The sequence below is a fragment of the Sphingomonas sp. M6A6_1c genome (genome assembly GCF_053345135.1).
The window spans coordinates 238,347-258,304 of sequence record NZ_JBKEZO010000005.1 but is presented as its reverse complement, the minus strand read 5'-3'; the positions used below and the strand labels follow the sequence as shown (position 1 = coordinate 258,304).

14 protein-coding genes are annotated in these 19,958 nt (G+C 67.2%); 6 read left to right on the top strand and 8 right to left on the bottom strand.

The annotated features are described in order from the left end of the window. Genes ACLBWH_RS12380 through ACLBWH_RS12360 form a run of 5 tightly spaced genes read right to left on the bottom strand, consistent with a single transcriptional unit; the run spans position 1 to position 7,070 of the window. Positions 1 to 1,011: a cupin-like domain-containing protein gene (locus tag ACLBWH_RS12380; RefSeq protein WP_322850716.1), complete on the bottom strand. Its 1,011-nt coding sequence runs from the start codon at positions 1,009 to 1,011 to the stop codon at positions 1 to 3. Continuing rightward, positions 1,008 to 2,534: a tryptophan halogenase family protein gene (locus ACLBWH_RS12375; protein ID WP_447799181.1), complete on the bottom strand. Its 1,527-nt coding sequence runs from the start codon at positions 2,532 to 2,534 to the stop codon at positions 1,008 to 1,010. Before ACLBWH_RS12375 ends, ACLBWH_RS12380 begins: the two co-directional genes overlap by 4 nt. Continuing rightward, positions 2,531 to 4,135: a tryptophan halogenase family protein gene (locus ACLBWH_RS12370; protein ID WP_322850714.1), complete on the bottom strand. Its 1,605-nt coding sequence runs from the start codon at positions 4,133 to 4,135 to the stop codon at positions 2,531 to 2,533. Before ACLBWH_RS12370 ends, ACLBWH_RS12375 begins: the two co-directional genes overlap by 4 nt. Further along, complete coding sequence (locus ACLBWH_RS12365; RefSeq protein ID WP_447799179.1) at positions 4,132 to 5,616, bottom strand: tryptophan halogenase family protein; 1,485 nt, start codon at positions 5,614 to 5,616, stop codon at positions 4,132 to 4,134. The genes ACLBWH_RS12370 and ACLBWH_RS12365 overlap by 4 nt, the downstream gene beginning before the upstream one ends. Next, positions 5,613 to 7,070, bottom strand: a complete 1,458-nt coding sequence (locus tag ACLBWH_RS12360) for a tryptophan halogenase family protein (RefSeq protein WP_447799177.1) — start codon at positions 7,068 to 7,070, stop codon at positions 5,613 to 5,615. The genes ACLBWH_RS12365 and ACLBWH_RS12360 overlap by 4 nt, the downstream gene beginning before the upstream one ends. Before the next feature lie 362 nt (positions 7,071 to 7,432). Between ACLBWH_RS12360 and ACLBWH_RS12355 the strand changes: the two genes are divergently transcribed. The 4 genes from ACLBWH_RS12355 (at position 7,433) to ACLBWH_RS12340 (ending at position 17,564) form a co-directional block, all read left to right on the top strand. Next, positions 7,433 to 10,885: a TonB-dependent receptor gene (locus ACLBWH_RS12355; RefSeq protein WP_322850711.1), complete on the top strand. Its 3,453-nt coding sequence runs from the start codon at positions 7,433 to 7,435 to the stop codon at positions 10,883 to 10,885. A 267-nt stretch (positions 10,886 to 11,152) separates the two neighbouring features. Further along, positions 11,153 to 14,605 carry a glycosyl hydrolase 2 galactose-binding domain-containing protein gene (locus ACLBWH_RS12350; RefSeq protein WP_447799175.1) on the top strand — a complete coding sequence of 1,151 codons (3,453 nt, stop codon included), beginning with the start codon at positions 11,153 to 11,155 and terminating at the stop codon, positions 14,603 to 14,605. Positions 14,606 to 14,701: 96 nt separating this feature from the next. Next, positions 14,702 to 16,228 (top strand): sialate O-acetylesterase, encoded by a 1,527-nt coding sequence (locus tag ACLBWH_RS12345; RefSeq protein WP_447799173.1) that lies wholly within the window; start codon positions 14,702 to 14,704, stop codon positions 16,226 to 16,228. Between the two features lie 106 nt (positions 16,229 to 16,334). Continuing rightward, positions 16,335 to 17,564: a glycoside hydrolase family 27 protein gene (locus ACLBWH_RS12340; RefSeq protein ID WP_447799171.1), complete on the top strand. Its 1,230-nt coding sequence runs from the start codon at positions 16,335 to 16,337 to the stop codon at positions 17,562 to 17,564. Between the two features lie 14 nt (positions 17,565 to 17,578). Here ACLBWH_RS12340 and ACLBWH_RS12335 read toward each other — a convergent pair whose 3' ends face one another. From ACLBWH_RS12335 to ACLBWH_RS12325, 3 genes are all read right to left on the bottom strand, one after another. Further along, positions 17,579 to 17,785 (bottom strand): hypothetical protein, encoded by a 207-nt coding sequence (locus ACLBWH_RS12335; protein ID WP_447799169.1) that lies wholly within the window; start codon positions 17,783 to 17,785, stop codon positions 17,579 to 17,581. Positions 17,786 to 17,960: 175 nt separating this feature from the next. Continuing rightward, complete coding sequence (locus tag ACLBWH_RS12330) at positions 17,961 to 18,209, bottom strand: hypothetical protein (protein ID WP_447799168.1); 249 nt, start codon at positions 18,207 to 18,209, stop codon at positions 17,961 to 17,963. 124 nt (positions 18,210 to 18,333) lie between these two features. Then, the gene (locus tag ACLBWH_RS12325) at positions 18,334 to 18,558 is read right to left on the bottom strand and encodes a hypothetical protein (RefSeq protein WP_447799166.1); all 225 of its coding nucleotides are present in this window, start codon (positions 18,556 to 18,558) and stop codon (positions 18,334 to 18,336) included. 140 nt (positions 18,559 to 18,698) lie between these two features. Between ACLBWH_RS12325 and ACLBWH_RS12320 the strand changes: the two genes are divergently transcribed. Both ACLBWH_RS12320 and ACLBWH_RS12315 read left to right on the top strand, forming a co-directional pair. Further along, a complete protein-coding gene (locus ACLBWH_RS12320) occupies positions 18,699 to 18,824 on the top strand; it encodes a hypothetical protein (protein WP_322850704.1) in 126 nt (41 codons plus the stop codon). Between the two features lie 145 nt (positions 18,825 to 18,969). After that, positions 18,970 to 19,782: a hypothetical protein gene (locus ACLBWH_RS12315; protein WP_447799164.1), complete on the top strand. Its 813-nt coding sequence runs from the start codon at positions 18,970 to 18,972 to the stop codon at positions 19,780 to 19,782. Positions 19,783 to 19,958 lie beyond the last annotated feature (176 nt).

Genomic DNA, 19,958 nt, shown 5'->3' with positions numbered 1-19,958 from the left:
TTACGGTCGGGCGAGGCTGTCGCGCAGCGTCGCGCGGATCCGTGCCGCGGTGGTCGCGTCGATCGGTCCCAATACGCCCTTCGCATTATCCGGCAGATGCCCCGACGGGTCGCCATGGCCGCGGAACACCAGATGTTCGAAGACGGCGCGGAACGCGTCGCGCTGGTCCTCCGGCAGCGGCGCGATCGCCAGAAGCGCGTGCAGCAGCGCGTCATAGGGATTGCCCAGCTCCGCGGGTGCCGCATTCCACCAGTAATTGACGAAGGCATTCACCGGATCGAGCGATTCGACCGCATGCCACCAGTGGAACGGAATGTAGATCGCGTCACCCGGCGCCAGCGTCGCGCTCTGGGCGACCTTGGCGGCGTCCGCGAAGCGCGGGAAGCGCGCGAGATCCGGCGCGTCGGGATCGACGAGGCTGACCGGCGTGCCCGCCGGCGTCAGCTCGAGCGGCCCCATGTACAGATTGGCGACCTGATCCGGCGGGAACAGCGTGAAGCGTCGCCGCCCCATTACCACCACGCCGACGTTCTCCATGAGGTCGTAATGTGTCGCGACGCGGATCGCATTGCCCAGCCAGATCCGCGGCACCACGTCCGGCGCGACCAGATCCGTCGCATTCGCCTCGGCGAACCCCGGCAGCAAGGTGGGCAGGGGCACCGACTGGACCGCCATCGCAAAGGGCTCGCTGCGATCCCGATCGCGCAGCAGCCGCGCGAGGAACGGGTCGAGCGGGGTTTGCCCGCGCACGAAGTTCATCCCGGTGAGATCGTCGTTGTAGAAGAACCGGCCGCCGATCGACGGTTCGCCGAGGATCGCGGCGACCGGTTCGCCGTGGCTGAACCGCCTGAGATAGGCGACGCCCTCTTCCGCCGAACGCTGCGCCGCCTGCACCGCGGGCCAGTCGCGCCCGACCTGCCGCAGCACCACGGGCCGGCCGGCGGGACGGATATCCTCCTCGAAGGTGCGCCGGTCGACGTTGGCGATCTCGGGCAAAGCCTGCGCGGTCATGCGGCGACGCCCGTCAGCGTGCATCCATATTGTGCCAGCAGGTCGTCCTGCCGCGGCAGCAGACCCGCCGTATCCGCGACCACGCGCCGGATATGGTCGAGCCGTGACAGCGTTTCGGCATCCGATAGCAGATCGGCGGCGGGGTGATATCCACCCGCCGGCACACCCTGCCCGACCATCACCGACAGCCAGCTCGTCTCGGTGAACAATTCGTCGTTCTCGCGGAACACGCGGCCGTTGGCGGCGAAGACGGCGAGTTTCTCGGCGAGGCCCGGCGGCGGTGCCAGCATGCGGCAATAATCCCAGAAGGCGGTGTCGCGACGCTGCGTCGCCTTATAGTGCAGCACGAGGAAATCGCGGATGTCGAGATAATCGGCGACGTGCGCGGCGTTGAACCGGTCGATCTCGACCTGGTCGAAGCGGCGCGTCGGCCAATAGGTCAGCAGGCGCGCGATCGCCGACTGGACGAGGTGGATGCTCGTCGATTCCAGCGGTTCGAGGAACCCGCCGGCCAGTCCCAGCGCGACGACGTTGCCGACCCACGCACGGCGGCGATGCCCGGCGGTGAAGCGCAGGAAGCGGGGATCGCCGAGCGGCGCGCCGTCGAGATTGGCGAGCAATGTCGCGGCCGCCTCGTCGTCGGACAGATAGTCGCTGGCATAGACATAACCGTTGCCGATGCGATGTTGCAGCGGGATGCGCCACTGCCACCCCGCCGCGCGCGCCGTCGAGCGGGTGAGCGGCTGCCGGTCGCCGCCATGCGCGCAGGGCACCGCCACCGCGCGGTCGCAGGGCAGCCATTGGCTCCAGTCCTCGAACCCGGCCTGCATCTCGCCTTCGATCAGCAGCCCGCGAAAGCCCGAACAGTCGATGAACAGGTCGCCGGCGACCCGCGTGCCCGAGGCGAGCGAGACCGCGCTGACATGGCCGGTCTCGCCGTCGCGTTCGGCCCCGACGATCCGCCCCTCGATACGGCGCACGCCGTTCGCCTCCGACAGCCGCCGCAGGAGCTGTGCGTACAGGCCCGCATCGAACTGGAAGGCATAGCTCAGCTTCGACAGCGGCGATCCCGGCTGGTCGGGACGCGGATGGCTGAACCGCCCCTGCATCCCGGCAACGATCGCCAGCGAATAGGCGTCGAGCGGCGTCGTATCGCCCAGCGCCTGCCCCTTCAGCCAGAAATGGTGGAATTCGATCCCCTTCATGTCGAGCCCGTAGGTGCCGAACGGGTGGACGTAGCGGTGGCCGGGACGCACCCAGTCGACGAACTCGATGCCGAGCTTGTAGGTCGCGCGCGTCTCGCGCATGAACATCGCCTCGTCCAGGCCGAGCATCTTGTTGAACAGGACGATCTGCGGGATCGTCGCCTCGCCGACGCCGACGGTGCCGATCTCGTCCGATTCGATCAGTTCGATGCTCAGTCCGGGCATCTCGCCGAGGACACGCGACATCGCCGCCGCCGCCATCCACCCGGCGGTGCCGCCGCCGACGATCACGACGCGGCGGATCGCATCCTCCCTCACAGCGGGTCCGCCGAAAAGTCGAACGGCGATTCCGACGCGAACGAAAAGGTCGGGCCGGCGGCCGCGGCCGGTGCCGCGGGGGCGGTCGCCGGCGCGGAGGGCTGGCCGGCGATATGGCGGAGGAAGTCGCCGTGGCTCGGCAGGCGGCCCGCGATGTCGAGATACTCGCGGCGCATCTCCTCCAAGGCCCCCGCGACCCGCTCTTCGTCGAGCGCGTCGACCGCGGGCTCGTAATCCTGCGGCACGATATCCTGGCCCAGGCACACGCTGACCCAGCTGGTCGTCGCGAACAATTCGCGGTTCTCGCGGAACACGCGTCCCTTGCCGCGGAACAGCTCGATCTTGCGCGCGAGGCTGTCGGGGATATCCATCGTGCGGCAGCGATCCCAGAACGGCGTGTCGCCGCGCCGCGTCGCCTTGTAATGGAGGATGACGAAGTCGCGGACGTCGGCATACAGCTCGTGCATCTGCGCGTTATATTCGTCGCGCTCGACCGGATCGAAGCGCCGGTCGGGGAACAGCGCGATCAGCCGTGCGATCCCGGACTGGACGAGGTGGATCGAGGTCGATTCGAGCGGCTCGATGAAGCCGCTCGCCAGCCCCAAAGCGACGACGTTGCGGTTCCACGCCAGCTTGCGACGGCCGGTGGTGAAGGAGAGATGGCGCGGCGCGGCGAGCGGTGCCCCCTCCAGATTGGCGAGCAATTCGCGCTCGGCGGCGTCGGGCTGCAGGAAGTCGCTGCAATAGACGAGCCCGTTGCCCATGCGCTGTTGCAACGGGATCCGCCATTGCCAGCCCGATCCGCGCGCGGTGGCGCGGGTGAACGGATCGGGATCGCCGCTATAGGCGCTGGGCACCGCGACGGCACGATCGCACGGCAACCAGTGCCGCCAATCCTCGTAGCCGGTCTCCAGCGCCTCCTCGATCAGAACGCCGCGGAAGCCGGAGCAATCGATGAACAGGTCGCCGCCGACGACCTGCCCGTCGTCCAGCCTGAGCGCGGTGACATGACCGTCCTCGGGCCGCTGCGCCACCGCGACGACCTTGCCCTCGACGCGCTGCACCCCGTTGCGTTCGGCGAAGCGGCGCAGGAAGCCGGCGTAGCGTACCGCGTCGAAATGATAGGCGTAGAACAGGTCCTTGACCGCCGATTGCGCCTGCGGTGCCGGCGGTGCGAACTTGCCGGCCTGCGCCGCGACCGCGCTCATCGACCAGGCGGAGATATCGGGCAGCACCCGCCGCTGCCGCTCGCGCAGGTAGAGCTGGTGGAAGTGCACCCCGCCGAGGTCGTGGCCGTGCGCGCCGAACGGATGGAAATAGCGTTCGCCGATGTCGCCCCAACCGACGAATTCGATCCCCAGCTTGTACGTGCCGCCGGTCTCGCGGATGAACTCATGCTCGTCGATGCCGAGCATGCTGTTGAAGGTACGCAGCGGCGGGATCGTCGCCTCGCCGACGCCGACGGTGCCGATCTCCTCGGACTCGATCAGCGTCACGCGCGTCACGCCGTTGTTGAGGAAGCGTGCCATCGCCGCCGCCGCCATCCAGCCTGCCGTTCCCCCGCCGAGGATCACCACGCTGCGGATCGTATGTTCGTTCATCTGCCCAGCCGTTTCCGCTGTGAGTGTAGATACGCGTCCAGATCGGGACACCGCGACACCGCCTGCCCGATCGCCGCGCGATAGGCGGCCATGGCGCGTTCGCTGTCCGCGACGTCGGTTGTCTCGATCAGCGGGTCGATGCGGCGCGGCATCGCCCCCTGCCCGATCAGCACCGTCAGCCAATCGTCGCGCGAGAAGGTCTCTTCCTCGAAGAACGGCAGGCGGCCGCGTTCCCGAAACGCCGCCAGCGTCCGGGCGAGGCTGTCGGGAAGCGCCGGCAAATCGCGCCAGAACGGTTCCGCTCGCTGCGCCGTGGCATAATGACACAGTACGAAGTCGCGTACGCGCACCACCTCCGCCTGCGCCTGCCGGTTGTAATCGGCGATCTCCAGCGGATGGCAGGCACGGCCCGGCAGCATCGCGACGATCCGGTCGATCGCGCTATGGGCGAGATGAAGGTTGGTGAATTCGAGCGGCTCGATCACCGTCGCGGCATCGCCGATCGCCACGCAATTGCGCGCCCACGGTTCCGGCCGGGTGCCCTGGCGGAAGGCCACCGCCGGCGCTATCGCCGTCGCGCCCGCCGTCGCCAGCGCCTGCTGCGCGTCGGCGTCCGACATGAAGGCGCTCGCATAGCAACAGCCGTGCGACGTCCGGTCCGGCGTCGGCGTGCGCCAGCGCCAGCCTGCCGGCATGGCCTGCACCCGGTCGAGCCCGGTCGACCGCTCCGCCGCGCCCTCCGCCGTGACGAGCCGGTCGCACCGCAGCCAGCGCTGCCAGTCCTCCCACATATCGTCGATCGCGCCGCGGACGACCGCGCCGGGACCGGCGGCGTCGACGAACACGTCCGCGGTCACCGCGCTGCCGTCCGCCAGCAGCACGGCGTCGACGAAACCGTCCTCGCCGCGCAACCGCACCGTCGCGACGTCCCCGTCGCGCACCTCGACCCCCAGATGCCGCGCGAACGCCTCCAGCATCGCCCGATAGCGGGGCACGTCCAGCATCACCGCGGCCTGCGCCTCCGCAACGATCCCCGTCGGCGGGATCGGCATCCGCCTGGCCCGCGCCAGCATCGCCGCGGGCGCGTGCGCCTCGAACGGGGCCGCGGTCCCGTCCCGCGCCGCGCGCAGCCAATGGTGGTGAAAGGAGGCCGTACCGAACGGCTGGCCGCACGGTCCGTATGCGTGGACGTAGGGCGGTCGTCCCGGCGCCCAGTCTTCGAACTCGGTGCCCAGCCGCCACACGCCGCCGGCGCGCAACACCGCATCGTCCTCGCCGAGTCCCAGATCGTCGTGGAAGCCGATCGTCGACGGCAGCGTCTGCGCGATGCGATCCGCAAGCGCGTCGGGCGGCGGCGGCGTCGCGACGATCGTCACCGCCACGCCGGGGACGCGCCGGCGCAGCGCCACCGCCGCCGACCAGCCGACGATGCCGCCGCCGATGACGGCGATCCGCGCGATGGGCGCATCGATCGACGTCACGTGGCGGCCGGCATCGGGCAATAGCCGGCCAGGAACGCGGCATGCGCCGGCATCGCGCCGACCGCCGCGGCGATCTCGCCCCGCATCCGGTCGAGCCCCGCGACGAGGCTGTCGGTGGACGGCGCCGCAACACGCGGGTCCGCACCCGTCGGAACGACGCGCTGCCCGAGATAGACCGACACCCAACTGGCATCGAGGAACGCGCCCTCGCGATATTTGACGACCCGACCGCGGCGTTTGAACAACGCCATCTTCTCCGCGAGACTCTCCGGGATCGGCATCGTCCGGACGTAGGTCCAGAACGGCGAATCGTCGCGCTCGGTCGCGTGATAATGCAGGATCAGGAAATCGCGGACGCGGTCATATTCCATGTTGATCAGGCGGTTGAACTCGTCGCGATCGACCGGCGCGATCCGTTTCTCCGGAAACAGCTCGATCAACGCGGTGATCGCCTGCTGTACCAGATAGAGACTCGTCGATTCCAGCGGCTCGAGGAATCCCGACGCCAACCCGACCGCGACGACGTTGTTCACCCAGCTGCGCGCGCGCCGTCCGGCCTTGAACCGCAGGATGCGCGGATCGGCGAGCGGCGTGCCCTCCACCGCGCCGAGCAGCGCGTCGGTCGCCGCGCTTTCGGACAGGAAGTCGCTGGCGAAGACATAGCCGTTGCCGGTGCGATGCTGCAGCGGGATACGCCAGCGCCAGCCCGACGGCATCGCGATCGCGCTGGTGTACGGCGTCACCGCCGTCGCGGTCCGGCACGGGACCGCGACGGCGCGATCGGCCGGCAACCATCGCGACCAGTCCTCGAACGGTTCGGCGAGTTCCTTGCCGATCAGCAGGGCGACGAAGCCCGAACAGTCGACGAACAGATCGCCTTCGACGCGCCGCCCGTCCTCCAGCACGAGAGCGGTGACGTCGCCGCTCTGCGAATCGCGCTCCGCCGCGACGATCCTGCCCTCGGTCCGGCGCGCGCCGAGCCCTTCGGCGATCCGCCGCAGATACGGTGCGAAGGCGACCGCATCGAACTGATAGGCATACCCGAAGGTCGAAGCGATCTGTTGCGGGTCGCGCGCGGGCTGGCCGAAGCGATTGGCCCGCGCCAGCGAACAGGCCATCGAATAGCTCTCGATCGGCGGCAGCGGCACGCCGTCGCGGAGCAGGCGGGTGTAATAATGGTGGAATTGCACTTCGCCGCTGCCGCGGCCGAAGGTGCCGAACGGATGGATGTAGCTATCTCCGATCCGCCCCCAGTCGCGGAACTCGATACCGAGTTTGAAGGTCGCGCGGGTCGCCGCCATGAACTCGGCTTCGACGATCCCGAGCCGTTCGTTGAAGGCGCGGATATGCGGAAGCGTTGCCTCGCCTACCCCAATGATTCCAATGGCTTCCGATTCGACGAGTTCGACGGTGCAGCGGCTGGGCAACAGCTTGGCGAGCGCGGTGGCGGCCATCCAGCCGGATGTGCCCCCTCCCACGACCACCACCCGCTGCCGCTCCGCCCGTTCCATCCACTCTGCCCATGATCGGCGCGGTAATGCTCTCCGCGTTTGTCCGCGTCATACCGGAAATTCGGTGGCCGGGAACCGTCTTTTGGCAGCGTGCGGGAAGTTAGTGGTAGCGCAAACAAATTGGCTTGCGTCCAACAAGTTCCGGTCGTACCTGATGCTGCAAGATGCCGCACGGTCTGCCGTGACGAGACATCGACAGGGAAGACGATGGGGATGTTATGATGGCCGACGATAGGCAGCTTGCGCGCGTGGTTCGTACCCGGATCCGCAGCGGGGCTATTCTCAGCAGTGTTTCGGCTACCGCGATGTGCGTGTTCGCACTCAGCGTACCCGCTTATGCACAGACCGGCGCGACCAGCGGCCAGAATACCGCAGGCAGCGCGACTCCGACCAACGTACCGGGCGGCGATCCGGCCGCGGCGCAGAGCGGCGAACCCGCTGCCCGCGATGATTCGGGCGCAAATGACATCGTTGTCACGGGTATCCGGCAGAGCCTGGCCAACGCGCAGACGATCAAGCGCAATTCCGATACCGTCGTCGACGCGATCACCGCGCAGGACATCGGCGCACTCCCCGATCGTTCGGTGACCGAGGCGCTGCAGCGCGTGCCGGGCGTGTCGATCAACCGCTTTGCCGGCAACAACGATCCGGACCATTTCTCGGTCGAAGGATCGGGCGTCAACGTGCGCGGGCTCAACTTCGTCCGCTCGGAATTCAACGGCCGCGACACCTTCTCGGCCGGTATCGGCGGTCAGGCGATCAACTTCGCCGACGTGCCCTCCGAACTGCTCGGCTCGGTCGAGGTCTACAAGAACGCGACTGCCGATCTGATCGAGGGCGGGCTCGCCGGCACGGTCAACCTCAACACGCGCAAGCCGTTCGACAACAAGGGCTTCCACATCGGCGGTGGGCTCGAGGCGAATTACGGCGACTTCGCGAAGAAGTGGGCGCCGACCGGATCGCTGCTCGTCTCGGACACCTGGGACACGCCGATCGGCCGGTTCGGCATCCTCGTCAACGGATCCTATTCGCAGCTGAAGAGCCGCGCCGACGGCATCCAGGTCACCAACTTCCAGACCCGCGACGGCATTCAGGCGGCGACCGGCACCGGGACTAATACGACGGTCACCTGCCGCAACCAGCTTCCGGGCACTACCGATGCCTTCACGCTGCTGCCCGGCACGGTCAACGGCCTCGACGGTTCGGCCCTGCCCAATCCGGCGAACCTCTGCGGCGCCACCGGCACGGCGGGCGCGGACGGCTTCGCCGATCCCACCGGCATCGCTTACGCCCCGATCGGCGGCCAGTTCCGCAGCCAGGACTATAACCGCAAGCGCGACGGTCAGGCGCTGGCGGTCCAGTGGGAAAGCACCGACGAGCGCACCACCTTCACCGCGCAGTTCCTGCGTACCCATTCCACCAATGCTTGGGGCGAACATACGTTCGAGACCGCGCCCGACCTGTCGGAATACAGCACCTATCCGGCCGGCTGTCAGCAGAATGCCAACGGCCCGCTCAACGGTGCAGGCAACGCCACGACGCGCGCGGAATGCCAGCTCAACGGTGCGGGCCAGTTCCAGTTCGGCACCGACCAGCGCGGCGGCGGCTACAATCCGGCCGGCGGCGCCTATCCGAACTTCGTCTACGACAACAACGGGCTGTTCCAGAGCGGCTTCGTCACGCTGCCCGGCGCCGGTTGGCGGACCGCGGGAAGCGGCACGGCGACCACCACCGTGCCGACCGGCGGCACGCAGCAATCGCTGTCGCGGCGGCAGGTCTATGACGAAAACCTCGTCAAGGATGCCGGCTTCAATCTGAAGATCAATCCGGACGACCATTGGTCGATCGGCCTCGACGTCGACTATACCTATGCCAAGCACGACGTCACCGATCTCAGCGTGTTCGGCTCGACCTTCGCCGATTCCGAGCTCGACCTGACCGGCAATCTGCCCGTCGTCGTCCCGCACAAGCCGCTTACGCTTGCGGCAAACTGGGCGACGCCGAATCCCGCGCTGGCGGCGGCCTCCGACAGCCAGTATTTCCAGAGCCGCGACTTCCAGTTCTGGCGCGCGGCGATGGATCACATCGAGCACAGCGTCGGTTCCGAATATCAGATCAAGGGCGATTTCGCCTACAAGTTCGACGACGGCAAGTTCCTGCAGCGTATCAAGTTCGGCGCCCGCTATGCGGAGCGGACGCAGGACGTGCGCTACACGGCATACAATTGGGGTGCGATCAGCGAAATCTGGTCGGGCGCGCCGGTCACCTTCAACCAGGGCGATACCAGCCGGTCGTCGCTGTACAATTTCGACAATTTCTTCCGGGGCAAGACCAGTGCCCCGCCGAGCGCTTATTATTATAACGGCGACCTGATCAACGGCTACAATTCGGCGACGAGCTTCTTCCAGACGCAGAACGACATCTGGCGCAACACCAACGGCGCCACCGCGACGAACCGGTTCCTGTCGGCGGGCCAGCGCGCCGGCGCGATCCCCGGGACGTCCTTCCTCCCCTCCGAAGTGTCGAACGTCACGCAGCAGGACAGCTCGGCCTATGCGATGTTGCAGTTCGGCAGCAACGACCCGATGTTCGGCAATATCCGCGTCTCGGGTAACGTCGGCCTGCGCTACGTCCGCACGACGGTCAATTCGCAGTCGGAAACCGCGGTGCCCAACCGCACCGAGCTGGGTGTCGTCGATCCCTATGCCACCCGCTGCGTCGCGACATCGCGAACCCTCCCGGACGGCACCGTCCAGGTCACGCAGCCGGGCGGCGTCTGCAACCTGGGCGCGACCGAATATGAGCGGCTGCGGTCGTTCGCGACGGCCGGCTATGCCTCGCAGGCAGCGTTCTTCACCAACAGCTACGGTTATTTCCTCCCCAGTGCGAACCTGAAGCTGGGCGTCACCCGCGACGTCATCATCCGCCTTGCGGGATCGAAGGTGCTGACGCGTCCGGACTTCGCCAACATCCGTCCCTATGTGACCTATGCACTGGAGCCGGGTTCGGGCACCGTCACGATCAACGCCGGCAACCCGTATCTCAAGCCGGCCACGGCGTGGCAGTTCGACGCTACCGCGGAATGGTATTTCGCCCGCGTCGGCCAGTTGTCGGTCGATGCCTTCTACAAGACGGTCGATGGCTTCTTCTATCAGTCGCTGGTCAATCGCTCGATCACCAACAACGGCATCACGCAGAACATCCAGGCGCGCGGTCCGGCCAATTACGACGGCAAGGGCAAGATCAAGGGCTTCGAGGTCGCCTATCAGCAGACGTTCGACTTCCTGCCCGGCTTCCTGAACGGCCTCGGCTTCAACGGCAACTATACGTTCATCAGCAGTTCCGGCCTGCCCAATTCGTTCCTGAACGGTGGCACGCCGTCGTCCGGCTCGACGATCGCCAAGGGCAATCTGCCGCTGGAAGGTCTGTCGAAGCACAACTTCAACGCCACGCTCTTCTACGAAAAGGGACCGATCTCCCTGCGCGCTGCCTACAATTGGCGTTCGCGGTTCCTCCTGACCGCAGCGGACGTGATCTTCCCGTATACGTCGATCTTCAACGACGCGACCGGGCAGCTCGACGCTTCGGCGTTCATCAATATCAACAAGTACCTCAAGCTTGGTGTTCAGGGCGTGAACCTGACGAATACGACCACCAAGCTGCTGCAGGCCTATAAGGCGGGCTCCGATGATCTTGCGCCTCGTTCGTACTTCACGAACGATCGCCGGTATTCGATCATCCTGCGGGCGAATTACTGAAGTCCGTCGACTACGCCTCGTTGCTAAGACCGTCTGCCTCCCAACATATAAGATGTTGGGGGGCAGATGCTTTACCGGCGCCACCGTCGATCATGTTCGATCGTGTGAGGAGCAATGGCGCGGCGCCACGCGGACCGCTCCCAATCACCCTCTTCTCCGCCGTCACGCTCGCCGCCACCATCGTCTGCTGGCTTTGACAATTGGGTCATGGCCATAAGACGACGATAGAGAGGTGCCGGCGAAGACCGCACGTCATCAGAGAGGATCATGATGCGACCATTGCCGCCCATTGCCGCCTTGCTGCTCGGCGCCGCGTCGCCCTTGCCGCTCGTCGCGCAGACCGTTCCGAGCGACACTCCGGGCGTCATCGGCAACGCCGGTCCCTATAATGTCGCGATCCTGGCCGGAGGCATCGGGGTCGAGCGCGCGCTCGACAATGCCGGCGACGCGGTCGCGGCGGGGGCATCATGGACCCTGTCCGCATGGGTGCGTCCCGATGCCGGCGCGGCCAACGGCATCCTCGTCGCCGTCGGCGACCCGCTCGGCGCCTGCCGTTGTCTCGGCCTGGTCGATGGGCGGCCGAACGTCACGGACGGGGCGGTGCGGATCACCGGTGGACGCACGCTTGCCGCCGGCCGCTGGACGCAGGTGGCGGCGGTTGCGGACGGACAGACGCTCACGCTCTATGTCGACGGTCGCGCGGTGGCGTCGCAGGCGAGCCGCTCGGTGGGGGTCGCGCGGCGGCTGGGGATCGCGCCGGTCGTCGGCGTGGGCGACGCACAGCGGCATTTCGGCGGTTCGCTCGCCGATGCCCGCTTCACCCCCGGCGCCCGCACCGCGGGCGAGATCGCCGCGGCGACGCGCGCCCGGCCCGATTTCGCCTCGGTTCAGTTCTGGCAGGTCGGCGTCGGCTGGCCTTTGCAGAGGCAGGCGAACATCGGCCTCACCCAGCAGCAAGACGCCTGGACGCTGCCACGGGCGCGGGGCGATGCGACGACGCCGCCGGGGGTGCATCTGCCGCTGCCGCCCACCGGCCTGGCACGCACCAGCGACGGGCGCTGGCGGGTCAATGGCTGGCAGCTCGCCGCCGCCCCCGACGTCCGCGAGGACGGCGCCGCCTTGTCCCGGCCGGGACGCGCGAGCGGCACCTGGCGCCCCGCGACCGTGCCCGGCACGGTGCTGACCACGCTCGTCGACCGCGGCGTCTATCCCGATCCCTATTACGGCCTGAACAACCTCAAGATCCCCGAAAGCCTCGCCCGACAGGATTATTGGTACCGCACCAGCTTCACGGTGCCGGCCGAAGCGGCAGGAAAGCGGCTGACGCTGGTGTTCGGCGGTATCAATTACGCCGCCGACATCTGGGCCAATGGCCGTAAGCTCGGCGACACCCGCGGGGCCTTCATCCGCGGCCAGTTCGACCTGACCCCCGTTGCCGGCGAAAACGTGCTCGCGGTCCGCGTCTCGCCACCGCCGCACCCCGGCATCCCGCACGAACAGTCGATCAGCGCCGGCGTCGGCGAAAATGGCGGTCAACTCGCGATCGACGGGCCGACCTTCGTCGCGACGGAAGGCTGGGACTGGATCCCCGGCATCCGCGACCGCGACACCGGGCTGTGGCGCCCGGTCGATCTGCTCGCGCACGGCGACATACGCCTGCTCGACCCGCACGTCGTGACCGATCTGCCGCTACCGCGCACCGATCGCGCCGACGTCTACGTCACCGTCCCGATCCGCAACGATGGCGCGACGCCGCGGCAGGTGACGGTGCGCGCCGCCTTCGGCGACGTTCGCGTCGAAAAGACGGTCGCCGCCCCACCCGGTGAAAGCCAAGTGGCGTTCACGCCCACCGACTTCGCGCAATTGCACGTCGCCAATCCCAAATTGTGGTGGCCGAACGGATATGGCGAGCAGGCTTTGTACCAGCTCTCGCTCGAGGTGCTGGCCGATGGCCGAATCTCCGACACCCGCACCGATCGCTTCGGGATGCGGGAGGTGAGTTACGATTTGTCGTTGTTCACCACGGTCGGCGGTTTGCGTCGGGTCAACGTGCAATTCACCGATGGCAGCCTGCGTGGCGAGCGGTTGGTCGACATTCGGCATGCGGCGATCAAGCAATCTCCCAAGGGCTGGGCGGAGTCGCTGACCGCAGCCGGCGAGCGATCGCCCGCGGTGACGTCTATCGCCACGACCATGCCGGAACCGCACCTGACGATCCGCGTCAACGGCGTGCCGATCGCCGCGCGCGGCGGCAATTGGGGGATGGACGACGCGATGAAGCGCGTCAGCCGCGACCGTCTGGCGCCGTATTTCCGGTTGCAGAAGGAGGCGCATATGAACGTCATCCGCAACTGGATGGGCAACAACACCGAAGAGGAATTCTACGATCTCGCCGACGAGACCGGCATGATGATCCTCAACGATTTCTGGCAGTCGACGCAGAATGCGCAGGTCGAACCGCAGGACCCGCAGCTGTTCCTCAAGAATGCCGACGATGTGGTGCGCCGCTACCGCAACCATCCGTCGATCATCCTGTGGTTCGGCCGCAACGAGGGCGTGCCCTATCCCGCGCTCAACGAAGGCCTCGACGACGTCATCGCGCGCGAGGACGGCACCCGCTGGTTCACCGGCAGCTCCAACGTCATCAACCTGCAGGGGTCCGGCCCCTATAACTACCGCCCGCCCGTGGGCTATTTCACCGGACTGGCGACCGGCTTCTCGGTGGAGACGGGAACGCCGTCGCTGTCGACGCTGGAATCGGTCCGCGCCACGATGCCCGACAGCGAGACCTGGCCGCTCAGCGACACGCTCGCCTACCATGACTGGCATTTCGGCGGCAACGGCGACACCAAGACGTTCATGGCGACGCTCGCCACGATGTTCGGTCCCGCGACGAGCTTCGCCGACTTCGAGCGCAAGGCGCAGATGATCAACCTCGAAACGCACAAGGCGATGTACGAGGGGTTCCTCGGCCATCTCTGGACCAAGAATTCGGGGCGCTTGCTGTGGATGACGCACCCGGCCTGGCCATCGAACACCTGGCAGATCTACAGCTGGGACTATGACACGCACGCCGCTTATTACGGCGCGAAGAAGGCGAGCGAACCGCTGCACGTCCAGCTCAACCTGCCCGGCAACGAGCTGGTCGTGCTCAACACCACGCGCGAGGCACGCAATGGCCTCAATATCCGCACCCGCGTCGTCGGCCTCGACAATGCCCAAGTGTTCACGCGCGAGGACCGGGTGGACGCCACCGCCAACGCCGCCACCCCCCTCGCCGCCATCCCGCTCGACCGGCTGTTCGCCGTGCATCCGATGCTGCTTGTCAAGATCGAGATGTCCGACCCGTCGGGGCGGATCGTCGCCGATAATTTCTATTGGCGCGGCAAGGACGAGGCCGCCTATCGCGCGCTGAACGATCTGCGGCCCGTCACGCTGACCGCATCGGCCGCGGCGACGCGGGTCGAGGGCGACGACCGCGTGGTGACGGTGACCCTTGCCAATCACACGGCCGTCCCCGCGCTCAGCGCCAAGCTCACCTTGGTCGACGCGCACGGCACGCGGGTTCTTCCGGCGTTCTACAGCGACAATTACATCGCGCTGTTGCCCGGTGAGGACCGTCGTATCGAGGTGCGTTATCCCAGGACCGGCAGCGCCGACGCGACCGCGCTGACGCTGCGGGGCTGGAACGTCGCGGCGGGCGACATCGCGATCCGCTGAGACAAGTTTTCGCAATCTTACTAGCCGGTTGCCCCGGTGCTGATAGGCTGCGCCAAGTCCGGCGCGACCGTCAGGCCGGGACGCCTGGAAGGACCCATGATGAAACGCCTGCTCGCCACTGCCGTGTTCGCCGCCGTCCTGGCCTCGCCCGCCGCCGCGCAGCTCAAGCTGCCGCACCTGTTCAGCGACCATGCCGTGCTGCAACGCGACCGGCCGCTGCATATCTGGGGTTGGGCGCATGCCGGGGCGACCGTCGCGGTCGCGCTGCACGACCGGCGCGCGACGGCGATCGCAGACCGTCTCGGCCGGTGGGAGGTGTGGCTGAAGCCCGCGGCGGCAGGCGGACCCTATGTCCTCACCGTCGACGGCGGCGCGACCGAGGGCACGTTGCGGGTCGAGGACGTCATGCTGGGCGACGTGTGGTTCGCATCGGGCCAGTCCAACATGGAGTTCCCCCTCAAGGGCTTCGACGGGGCGCCGTTGAAGAACGCCGCGGCCGAGATCGCCGCCGCGACGAACCCGCGTATCCGGTTGCTCCGTATCGCGCACAAGGCCAGCACCCTCCCGCTGCGCGACATCGACGCGACCTGGACGACCACGACGCCGGCGACCGCCATCGACTTTTCGGCGATCGGCTATTTCTTCGCGCGCGAGATCGCGGCGCGCGAGCACGTGACGGTCGGGGTGATCGATTCGACCTGGGGCGGAACGCCCGCCGACAGCTGGGTATCGACCGATGCCTTCGCGACCGACGCCGCGCTTGCCCCGGCGATCGACGCACGCGCGCGTTTCCAGCAGGACCAGACCGACGCCGACCTCGCCCTTGTCGCCGAGGCGCGGGAAGACGCCGCCATCCGGGCCACCGGCGGCACGCCGCCATCGCATCCCTGGCACCCGCCTGAGGAGGCGTATCGGCCGTCGTCGCTCTACAACGCCATGGTCGCTCCGTTCACCGGCTACGGCATCAAGGGCGTGATCTGGTATCAGGGCGAAACCAACAGCAACGTCGCCCGCGCGCCTTATTATGCCGATCTGTTCCGCGGCCTGATCACCGACTGGCGCCACAATTTCGCGCAAGGGGCGTTCCCGTTCCTCTACGCGCAGATCTCGTCGTTCAACTCGCCCGCCGAGGAATGGGGCTTGGTCCGCGACGCGCAGCGCCGTGCGCTGGGACTGGCCGGCACCGCGATGGCGGTGACCACCGACGTCGGCGATCCCGGCAACGTCCACCCCGCCGACAAGCAGACCGTCGCCGCCCGGCTCGCGCTCGCCGCGCGCAGCGTCGCTTATGGCGAGCGCGTCGCCTATGAAGGCCCGCTGTTCCGCCAGGCGAGCGGCGAACCGGGCGGGATGCGCATCTGGTTCGATCATGCCGCGGGATTGACCAGCCGCGGCGCGCCGGTGGCCGGTTTCGAGATCGCCGGGTCGGATCGCAGCTTCGTCGCGGCGACCGCCACGATCGACGGCGACACCGTGGTGGTGGCCGGGCCGGTACGGCAGCCGCGCTATGTGCGGTACAATTGGGCCAATGTCGTGCCCGGCAGCCTCTACAATGCCGCGGGCCTGCCGATGTCGACCTTCACCTCCGAGGAGCGCATCCAGGGGCATATGGCCTATCCCTAAGCGCATCGAACCCCTCGGCCTTCGGCGGAGACGCCGACCTCGGATGACGATCGGATGGCGCGTACCGAGGGCACGCCCGCACGCTCACAGGATTGGAAGATCAGGCATGGTTAGACAGGCGTTGTTCCAGATCATGGCGGCCGTGCTGCTGCTGCACGCCGCCCCGTCGTCGACGCAGGAGACGCTCGACCCCGACCCGAACACGCTGGCGCCGTCGAAGGACCCGAAGCGGGTCGCGAACGGCCTCGCGCAGACGCCGCCGATGGGCTGGAACAGCTGGAACAAATTCGCCTGCAAGGTCGACGAAGCGACCATCCGCGCCACCGCCGACGCGATCGCGTCCAACGGCATGAAGGCAGCCGGATATCGCTACGTCGTCATCGACGATTGCTGGCACGGTACCCGCGACACGAACGGCTTCATCACCGAGGACAAGGCGCGCTTCCCCGGCGGGATGAAAGCGCTGTCGGATTATGTCCATGCCAGGGGGCTCAAGTTCGGCATCTACTCGGACGCCGGCACGAAGACGTGCGGCGGCCGCCCCGGCAGCCAGGGGCACGAATATCAGGACGCGCTGCAATATGCGCGCTGGGGTGTCGACTATCTCAAATACGATTGGTGCTCGACAGGCGTCCGCAACGCCGAGGAGGCCTATGCCTTGATGTCGGACGCGCTGCGCGCCTCGGGTCGCGACATCCTGTTTTCGATCTGCGAATGGGGTACGGCCAAGCCGTGGCTGTGGGCGTCCAGGATCGGCAACATGTGGCGGACTACCGGCGACATCACCGACACATGGACCGGGCATCACGGCTATAGCTGGGGCGTGGCATCGATCGCCGACATGAACGAGCCGCTGTGGCCGTATGCGGGACCCGGCCATTGGAACGACCCCGACATGCTGGAGGTCGGCAACGGCGGCATGACCGACAGCGAATATCGCGCGCATTTCTCGCTTTGGGCGATGATGGCCGCACCGCTGATCGCGGGGAACGATGTGGCCCGGATGGACGAGGCGACGCGCGCGATCCTGCTCAACGCCGACGTCATCGCGGTCGATCAGGACGCAGCGGGCATCCAGGGCCACCGGGTGTGGAAGGACGGCGACCATGAAATCTGGTCCAAGCCGCTGGCGGACGGGGGTCGCGCGCTGTTGCTGTTCAACCGCGGCGATGCGCCCGCGACGATCGCCGCCGACTGGACGATGCTGGCATTGCCCCGATCGGTGCGGATGCGGGTGCGCGACCTGTGGCTGCACAAGGATCTGGGTAAATTTGCGGGCCGCTATGCGGCGTCCGTCGCTCCGCACGGCGTCGTGATGCTCCGGCTCACGCAATGATCGCGACATGCGCCCTATGGCGACGGATTGCCGATGCCGGCATCCTCGAGACGATCGGGATCACGGTAGGTCAAATCGATGCTTCTCATCCGGTGCAGGCTGAACAGATGCGCGTGCGCGACGGCTGACCTGGCGCAGCGGGCCCGGCGCATGCGCGCCTTTTCCTGTTCGCACCGCGTCTCGTGGTAAATCCTCAGCGCCCTTGATTCGTCGGTCAGCACGCGTCTCTCCTGATGACGCGTGCATCGTTGATGATCGGGATTATCCGGAGGTTAAACAGCCACTCTTATGACTATCCCGGCTCCGGGTCGGTCGGATTAGCCCAGAATCGCATCGATAAACGGCGCTGCGTCCTATCTCGCGACGTAACCGGCCAGCCGAAGCGGCAATAGCCGGTCAGTTCTTCGCGGTAAGGGGTACCGAGATCCGCCCATCCCGGCGCGGCATCGCTTTCGCAGCATCCGCCCCGCCCTCCCCCGCATGGCGAGTGGCGTACAAACGGCGGAGGATCAGCGCGAGATCGCGCTCGGTGAGTTGCGATGCGGGGTCGATGACCGCCCCCTCGGGCAGCGGCTCGACGAAGGCCGCCAGGCGGTTGCACACCGCGCCGAGTTCCGGGTCGAATGTGTCGTCGAAGTCAGCCATCGGCGGAATCTACGCATTCCACCGATGGCTGCAAGATGACGGGAGTAGGACGGATCGCCATTCAGAAAAATACCTCCCCCGCCAGGGGGAGGAATTTTGGCTAAATCCCGATTGTCGATCCGGCCTAGGCCTGCTCGGCGTCCGGATCGAAGGCTTTTCCCGCCGCTTCGTCGCTTGCCTCGGCTTTGTCATCGGTCTGATCGGTGCGGCCGGTATCGCTCTGTCCCTTGCCGTCATCGGTCCTGCCGGCGGTCGCGCGGCTTTCGGCGCTGAGCGCTGCGGCCTTGTCGATCGCCTCGCCGCGATCGTCCGAACGCGCGCTTCCGGTCGTCTGCTTGTCGTCGGGCATAAGGCTCTCCTGTTCCGCTGCTCAACGTCCAAGACACGGATTCGGCAGCCGATCTTCGGCGTGGGCGGAAATGGTGTGCAACGATCCCGGTGGAAGGGTGTACCGCAGAAACGGGCGCTCCGCCCCGAAGGATAACGACGATGGCCAAAAGCCAGCACAAGTCGAACAAGGAAGTCCGCAAACCCAAGGCAGAGAAGGTCAAGACGATCGCTGCCAATGCGTCTACCAAAGACAATCCGGTCGGCATGGTCACGATCCGGAAATAAGCGGACGCGACGGTCGGGGATTGCGGGCGGACACCGGAGAACGTCGCCAGCATGAGCGCGCGGCTGCGCTCGCCGGCGTCCGGCGCGCAACGGGATTTTAATGGCTGCGCGCTAGCTACCGGGCTCTTTCCGGAGCGAAATCAAAATGAAACGCCTCTTGCTCTGCCTCTTCTTGGTCGGAATCGGCGGGCCGGCATGGGCCGGCGGCAAGCCTCCCTATTACGGTCCGATAAAGAAGGGCGGGATCGGCTTCAAAGTCGGGTACGAGGATCGCGTCGAGAAGGACGGATCGTGGCGTATCGGTGCCACCACCCGCGGCGGTGGCGATGCCATCGACATGGCGCTGTATCGCGCTGCCGAACTCGCCAGAGATGCGGGCTACCGGTATGTCTTCCTTCTGGGTGGCCGATGGTCGAAGACGCCGGGGCTGGATGTCGCCGTTCTCTTCGCGCGCCCGAGCCACGAGGCGGTGGCGCCGATCGGGTGCAAGTCCAAGAAGGTGACCACCTGCTACACCGCCGACGCAGGCGAAGTGATGCGGATCCTCGGCGGACCCGGCGGGACGCAACCCGGCGTGCCGATCGTCGATCATCGCGACGAATACGGACGCGAGGTCTTCCTTTCCGGCTACGGTACCGGTGGTGTGGCGACGCTCGTGCCCGGGGCCGGAATCGGCAGCGGCATCACCACGATCGTCGATGGCAAGTTGCAGATCCGCACGCTCGGGCGATCGGTGGCGGCCCAGCCGGCTGCTGTGCCGCCCGCGACGGTCTTGCCAGCCCCTGCCCTGCTCCCGCCTCCTGCGCCGCTCGCTGCCGCCCCGATGCCGGTGATGATGACGGCGGAGGCCAGCGGATCCGCACGCGTCGACGCGATGGAACGCTTCGACCAGGCTCGTAATGCCGTGAAACCGATCCGCGGGGGCAGTCCGACGCAGGGCTGGACGATCAGCGACTGATCCCGTCGCCGCGTGATGCTCATCCGACCGCGACAGGCAGCTTCGCGCCCGGATCGGCGTCGCCCGTGCAACGGAGCGGACCAGCCTCCCGGCAATCGGAGACGCCCCGCCGTCCGTAGTGACACAAGCTGGCGGGGCGCCGGGCCGAATTGCCTTGGCGACCGCAATAGCCTGCT